Here is a 6,504-nt window from a genome sequence, read left to right on the forward strand (position 1 = left end):
CGGCGTGTTCGTGGGTCGACGCCATTTCAAGCGGGTTCGCGATCGGGCCCGCGGCCTGCTCGGCGAGGGTCTTCGCGCGGCCGTCCCAGAACTGGGCGATCTGGCCGTAGGAATTCAGAACCGTCGGCGAATTGATCGGACCCTGCTGCCAGTAGTCGCCGATCGAGGTCTTCAGGTTGTCGACGCCGCCCGTCGCGAGGTTGTGGCAGGAGTTGCAGGAGATGAAGCCCGAGCGGGAGAGACGCGGTTCGAAGAAGAGCATCTTGCCCAATTCGACGAGCGCGGGGTTGTCGACCTTGACGGGTTCGATCGGATCAACGGGTTCGGCCGAGAAGGCGGGAGCGGCCGCGGCCATGGCGGCGGCGAGGGCGAGCGCGGTGAGGACAGGGGTCTTCATAAGATGGTCCTAGAGAAACGGTCTGGCCCGGAAACGCCGGAGGGTCGAAGCGCCTCGTCGTGGAGGGCGCTTCCCGGCGGTTTGGTCGGGCGGGGCGTCGAAGGGGCGGTGCGGTTCCCTGGGGTCTCGGGTTATCCCGAAGAACTAGATCGGAATCGCTTTCACCTATCGACGGGCGTAGTCTAATAGGACTAGTCCCTACGGCAGAAGTATTGTTTTTTAATGAGGCCCATAGACGGAAATCCAATCTCCCCGATAGATTTGGCGAAGATCGGCAAAGAGGCCGGTTTACGGGCGTCTTTGGGGTGGTACCGAATATGGGTGTTCGCAGACGTTTCCGGCGGGAGAGGGTTTTCGATCAGAGATGCGAACGTTCAAAGTGACCGCGTGGATCTGACGGCTGTCCGACCGGGGTATCAGATCGGACCGCGGTTCGACAAGAAAAGAGAAGGGGACCTCCAGCACCGCCCGGCTTGCATCTTGCGACAGTTCGACCTCCGCCCCCGTCCCGAGTCCCCCGGTACCTCATGCAGAATCGAGGCATTCCATCCAACCGCCTCCACCCACACGGAAGTCCGCCCATGCTCTCCCGTCTGCTCTTGAATCCCCTCACGCAGCCGTTTACGCGCCGCCGCGCCTTCCTCTCCGCCGCGACGTTGGCCGCGGTGCCGTTCCTCGCGCCGGTCTCTGGGCTCTCGAAACTCGTCCCGTCGGCCCGCGCCGAGGATGCGCCGATCGAGCCGGACCTCCCCGAGGCGCTCAACCCCAGGGCGGGGACGTGGTCGGCCGAGGCCTTCCGGGCGTCGGACGCGGAGATCGCGCGCCTCGCGCAGGACCCCGTGATCGCGGGGCTCGCCAAAGGCACGTTGCCGAAGGACCAGTTCCTCTGGTACGTCGCGCAGAACGTGACGTACCTCGAGCACTACGCGGAGAGCTTCAGGATCCTCAAGGCCGAGCTCCCGGAAGAGGACCGCGACCTCGCCGACCGCTGGATCCGCGAGACGGAAGAGACGCGCACGTGGACGCTCGACTACTACAGGCGGCTTTCCGGCCACGACTGGGCGGATTCGCCCTGGCGCGAGCCCGACGACGTCGTGCTCGACTACGCCGCGCACGAGCGCCGGAACGTCGAGCGGGGCGCGGCTTACGGGATGGCGGCGATGCTGCCGTGCTTCACGATGTACGAGGTGATCGGCTGGCACGTCGCCCGGATCCGCGTCTTGAAAGGGAATCCGTATGCGGAATGGGTGGGCGCCTACGGGACGCCCGAGTATTCGGAGACGGTGCGGCTGGCGGTCGACCTCGCGGACAGGCTCGCGGCCGCGCTGCCCGACGACGCGCACCGCGTCGAGTTGACGGAACTCTACGTCGACGCCTGCGTCTGCGAGTGCCTTCTCTGGGAGACGGCCGCGGGCGTGGGGGCGTCGTCGGCCGACATGATCGACGGGCGCGAGCGGACGGAGGAGTCGGATGAACCGGGCAGCCCGAAGCCGGGCGAGGCGGTGTGACGCCTTTTCGAGCCGCGTGAAGGGCTCCGACGCTCACGGCCCGGATTGCCCGTTTCAATGCCCGCATCGGCGCCCTCGGCGCTTTTGAGCAAGCCTTGAGCGGCATCGGGGAAGGGCCGGGAAGGCCCGCCCGATAGGATGAAGGGGACGGTTCCGAGAAGCCGTTCCCGATGCTTTTGAAGCATTGGAGCCCGCCATGACCGCCCCCAAGTACGCCCTCAAGCCCGTCAGCCTTTCCGCGTTCACCCTCAATCCCGGTCTCACCCGCCGCTCCGCCTTCGCGCGCGGCGCGGAACTCCTCACGCTCGCGGCGCTCGGGACCGCCGCGGCCCGCAGCATCCGCACGGTCCGCGCGGCGGATGCGCCTTCCGGTCCCTTCGGCGCACCGTTCGGCGCTTCTTCTGCGAAGCCCCGGATCGGCGTCTTCTGCTTCACCTGGGCGGGAAGCGGCGGGGAGGTCGCGTCCGAGATGAAGCGGCTCAACCCCTCCGTCACCGTCACCCGCATCGAGCGGGCGAAACCCTATCCGGAGGAGTACACGCCGACCACGGAAGAAGCGAAGCGCGAGAAGGCCGCGGCCGAGTTCCCTGAGCTGAGGCCCATGCCCGTTTCGCCCAAGGACTTCGACGTGGTGGTGATCGGGCATCCGGTCTGGGGCGGCAACCTCCCGCGGCCGCTCTTCACGTTCCTGCGGGAGCATGCCGAAGAGTTCAGGGGCAGGCGCGTCCTCCACTACGCCATGCACGGGGGATCCGGCTTGGGCGACACGGACGAGGACATGCGGGCGCTGCTCCCGGGCGTGCCCTTCCGCGGCGTCGCCTTCTACGGTTGGGGCGGTCTGCGGGACCGCGACGCCGTCGGGATCTGGATGAAGCAGGAGGGGCTTCTTTGAATCCGCGGCGCTGAGCCGATGAGGCGATGAGTCGATGAGGCCGATGAGGCCGCCCGTGGTTCGGGCGGCCCCGGACGGTTTCTCCGGAGCAGGGGAGCGGAAGAAGGTCGAAGAGGGCGGCGCATGAGCCTTTCGACGTTCCCCTTGTCGTCGAAAGAGGTCTTTCGACGCCGCTCCGACCTGTTCTTCGACCCGTCCTCCGCCGCTCCTCGTGTCACAAAGCGCCGAACCTCCGCTAACTCTCTCTAACTAGCAGAGCAGAGTTTGCGACACGTCAGGCCTTTCTTCAGCATCGCCCGGATCCCGGCCGTACCTGGGATACTAAACCGGGTGTCGTGTTTGTTGTTTTTCAGCTCCTATCCAAAAGTATCGCAGGAACATCCGAAATCGGGCATGAAAAATGGAAAATCTTCGAATCCCTAGTCCGACTAGTGTTTAACAGAGGTGAACGCGGCGTTTGACGTTCTTATCCTGCAAACCCTAGTTAGAGTAACGATCCAAGCGCGAACAGAAGGGAATTCCTGAAAAATTGGACTTTCGACGATAAAAATTTCCGTTTTGACGCGCACGGGTGTCGGAAAAGGGTTACCGTGTGGTCAAGGAGATGCGGGCAACACCGCCTGTTCTTCCCAAGGCGCTGAGGCCGGGAAGACGTCTGAGTAGTCCGGTGACCCGCCTCCTGTCAATCGGTCCGCCGCCTGAGGTTCTGCACGTCGTGCTTCGGGGATCCGGCCGGACCGGCGGGAGATGCTCCCGCGACACCTCGAACGGGGTCTCCCCACGAGGCTCCGTCCGAATTTGGAGCACCCCCAGACGGGTGACTTCGACGATGTGCCAGAAGGGCGATTCGACTGCACTTTCTCTTTCCCTACCGCCGTGCAGTTGGATCGCTCTTTGGTTTTCTTTGGAGACCGAGGCTTCCCGGAATCGCCGGAAATTCTCGGAACCTTCCTCGGGACAACCCGAATTCGGTTATCATCCGTCCTCGAAACACCCGAAGCTCCTTCGTGAGCAGCTCTGCACAGGATCCCCGCCATGCCGTTTGCCGCATGGGCCGGAGCCTTGTGCTTACCCGCAGAAACGCAAATCCGCATCCATCCCGATGACGCCCTCTGAAAAGATCAAGGCCCGGCTTCTCGCCTCGGGCGCGCCCTTCCGGGCGAACGACAACATCAGCGACGCTTTGGAGCCGGGCGACATCGCCCGGCTCGAGGACGAAGTGCGCGGCCGCGTGACGGATCTCCTATCGTCGCTCGTCATCGACGTCGAGAACGACCCGAACACCGCGGAGACGGCGGGCCGCATCGCGAAGATGTTCGTGCGGGAGGTCTTCTCCGGGCGCTACGAACCCTGCCCCGAAGCGACCGACTTCCCGAACGACCGCGGCTTCGAAGACATGATCACGGTGGGGCCCTTTGCGGTGAGGTCGACCTGTTCGCATCACTTCGCGCCGATTCTCGGGCGCTGCTGGGTCGGGATCGTCCCGGGCGAGCGCGTGATCGGGATTTCGAAGTACGCGAGACTCTCGGAGTGGGTGCTGAAGCGCCCGCAGATCCAGGAAGAGGCCGCCGTGCAGCTGGCGGACCTCTTGGAAGAGAAGACGAAGCCGCGCGGGCTCGCCGTCATGATCGACGCGGCCCACAGCTGCATGAGCTGGCGCGGCGTCAAGGAAACCGAGAGCCGCATGGGCACGACCGTCTGGCGCGGGGTCTTCCGCGAGGACGCGTCGCTGCGCGCCGAATTCCAGAACCGGGTGCGCTGAAGGAAGGCCGGAAAAGCCCGCCCAAGCACCGAACCGAACCCAACCCCAAGCACAACGGACGACGAGCATGATCACCGCCTCCCGCTACCACGACATCTCCTGCGGCCACCGCGTCTGTGGGCACGAAACGAAGTGCCGCCACCTCCACGGCCACAACTACCGCATCACGTTCGAGTGTGCGGGGGACTTGGACCACGTGGGCCGTGTGATCGACTTCTCGGTGATCAAGGAAAAGCTCTGCATGTGGCTGGAGAACGAGTGGGACCACCACTTCCTCCTCTGGGAAGAGGACCCGATGGCGTCCGCGCTCACTGAGATCGACCCCACGGTCGTGCTCCTTCCCTTCAACCCGACGGCGGAGAACATGGCGACGTACCTCGCGGAAACGCTGGCTCCGAAGCAGTTGGAAGGCACGGGCGTGCGCGTCGTCCGCTGCACGGTCGAAGAGACCCGCAAGTGCCAGGCCGAGTGGAAGCTCTTTCCCGTCGGCTGAGATTTACTTACCCGGGGTGCCCGGAAGTTTCCCTCGGCGGCACCCATCCGAACTCAAACCCCAACACACGTACCTTTCTTCCCAGATGACCCCCATCGTCCCCACCGCCCGTCAGAACCAGATTAAGGGCGCCGAGCCGCTCTTCTTCGTGAACGAAATCTTCGCGTCGCTCCAGGGTGAGGGCGCGTGGACCGGGACGCCGTCGGTCTTCGTGCGTCTGCAGGGGTGCCTCTGCCGCTGCCCCTACTGCGACACGAAGCACACGTGGAAGCTGGGTGAACCCAACGGCGAAAAGCTCGACTTCGCTGCCGCGAAGGCGGACGCGCCGCGCCACGCGACGGCGACCGAGGACGAACTCTTCGACTTCATCACGACGCACTTCCCGAAGGTCCCGCACGTGGTCTTCACGGGCGGGGAACCGTTTCTCTTTGATCTCACCGGGATTTCCGAGCGGCTGCTCGCGGCCGGTCGCACCGTAGGCGTCGAGACGAGCGGGACGGAGCCCGCGCGCGTGGCGGGGGCCGTCTGGGTGACGGTCTCGCCCAAGATCGGGATGCCGGGCGGGCGCGTGGTGTTGCCCGAGACGCTCGCCCGCGCGGACGAAATCAAGATGGCGGTGGAGTCGGAGAAGGACATCGAGGAATTGAAAACGGACGTGCTGCCCTTCGTCTCGAAGAAGGCGCTCATTTACGTCCAACCCGTGAGCCAGGGCGAGCGAGCGACCAAGTTCTGTTGGGACGCCGCGATGGAGGAGGGCTGGCGCGTCTCCTTCCAGGTGCACAAGTACGTGTCGATCCGTTGATGATCGGCTGAAAGAGCAGAGGAGAGGCCGACGTTCAGGAGAACCGTGTCGGCCGACACACAGGTCCTGTGCAATGGGCGCGGCCCGGAAAGCCTGAAGCGGAAGGCGCGCTGAAGCCGCGCCCGGGGCCAACCGCCTGAAACCCGCCGCGTCCGCCCCGGGATGGGTGCATGATTGAAGAATGCACCTCACCCTGGAGACGCCCCATGACCGCCCCCGACACTCCGAACACCCCCACCATCCCTCAACCGCGCCGCCCCCGCCGCGTCCGGCGCGCGCCCACCGATCCCACCATCTCCTTCAACGTCCTTCTGAACGGCCGCCCGTGCGCGGATCTCACCGTCCTGGAGGACGACACGCTGACGCTCCGCTACGAGTCCGCCTGGACGAACCGGGAGGAGGCGTCTGACGATCCCGAAGCCTTCCCGCTCTCGCCCAACCTCCCGCTCACCGCGCGAAGCGCCGGGCCGGGCGTCGAGGCGTTTTTCGAAAATCTGCTGCCCGAAGGCGCCGCCCGGGCGGCGTTGGCCCGACGGCTTCACGTCGACCCGCGGCAGACCGTGGGCTTGGTCTACGGGATCCGGCACGATCTCGCCGGAGCGGTCGGGCTGCGTGTGAAGCCGCGCGGCGGAGCGGGGAAGGCTTCCGAC

7 protein-coding genes are annotated in these 6,504 nt (G+C 65.4%); 6 read left to right on the forward strand and 1 reads right to left on the reverse strand.

Features of this window, described 5'->3' with window-relative positions; all coding sequences use genetic code 11:
* Positions 1-397: cytochrome-c peroxidase (locus HMPREF9440_RS11820; protein WP_008541279.1), on the reverse strand; the 397-nt coding region annotated here is incomplete at its 3' end.
* A 581-nt stretch (positions 398-978) separates the two neighbouring features.
* Here HMPREF9440_RS11820 and HMPREF9440_RS02765 point away from each other — a divergent pair.
* The 6 genes from HMPREF9440_RS02765 to HMPREF9440_RS02790 form a co-directional block, all read left to right on the forward strand.
* Positions 979-1,905, forward strand: a complete 927-nt coding sequence (locus HMPREF9440_RS02765; protein WP_008541280.1) for a thiaminase II/PqqC family protein — start codon at positions 979-981, stop codon at positions 1,903-1,905.
* A 196-nt stretch (positions 1,906-2,101) separates the two neighbouring features.
* Positions 2,102-2,797: a flavodoxin gene (locus HMPREF9440_RS02770; protein ID WP_008541284.1), complete on the forward strand. Its 696-nt coding sequence runs from the start codon at positions 2,102-2,104 to the stop codon at positions 2,795-2,797.
* Between the two features lie 1,102 nt (positions 2,798-3,899).
* On the forward strand, positions 3,900-4,559 hold the full coding sequence (gene folE / locus HMPREF9440_RS02775) for a GTP cyclohydrolase I (protein WP_008541286.1): 660 nt from the start codon (positions 3,900-3,902) through the stop codon (positions 4,557-4,559).
* A gap of 67 nt (positions 4,560-4,626) precedes the next feature.
* The gene (locus tag HMPREF9440_RS02780; protein ID WP_008541288.1) at positions 4,627-5,052 is read left to right on the forward strand and encodes a 6-pyruvoyl trahydropterin synthase family protein; all 426 of its coding nucleotides are present in this window, start codon (positions 4,627-4,629) and stop codon (positions 5,050-5,052) included.
* Positions 5,053-5,137: 85 nt separating this feature from the next.
* On the forward strand, positions 5,138-5,854 hold the full coding sequence (gene queE / locus HMPREF9440_RS02785; protein WP_008541289.1) for a 7-carboxy-7-deazaguanine synthase QueE: 717 nt from the start codon (positions 5,138-5,140) through the stop codon (positions 5,852-5,854).
* Positions 5,855-6,060: 206 nt separating this feature from the next.
* Positions 6,061-6,504: HipA N-terminal domain-containing protein (locus tag HMPREF9440_RS02790; protein ID WP_040763324.1), on the forward strand; the 444-nt coding region annotated here is incomplete at its 3' end.

This window comes from Sutterella parvirubra YIT 11816, from assembly GCF_000250875.1.
GTDB lineage: Bacteria > Pseudomonadota > Gammaproteobacteria > Burkholderiales > Burkholderiaceae_F > Sutterella > Sutterella parvirubra.

Excerpts from the sequence above, each read along its gene's own strand:
- HMPREF9440_RS02765 (WP_008541280.1), top strand. The coding sequence starts at position 979 with ATGCTCTCCCGTCTGCTCTTGAATCCCCTCACGCAGCCGTTTACGCGC.
- HMPREF9440_RS02770 (WP_008541284.1), top strand. The coding sequence starts at position 2,102 with ATGACCGCCCCCAAGTACGCCCTCAAGCCCGTCAGCCTTTCCGCGTTC.
- folE (WP_008541286.1), top strand. The coding sequence starts at position 3,900 with ATGACGCCCTCTGAAAAGATCAAGGCCCGGCTTCTCGCCTCGGGCGCG.
- HMPREF9440_RS02780 (WP_008541288.1), top strand. The coding sequence starts at position 4,627 with ATGATCACCGCCTCCCGCTACCACGACATCTCCTGCGGCCACCGCGTC.
- queE (WP_008541289.1), top strand. The coding sequence starts at position 5,138 with ATGACCCCCATCGTCCCCACCGCCCGTCAGAACCAGATTAAGGGCGCC.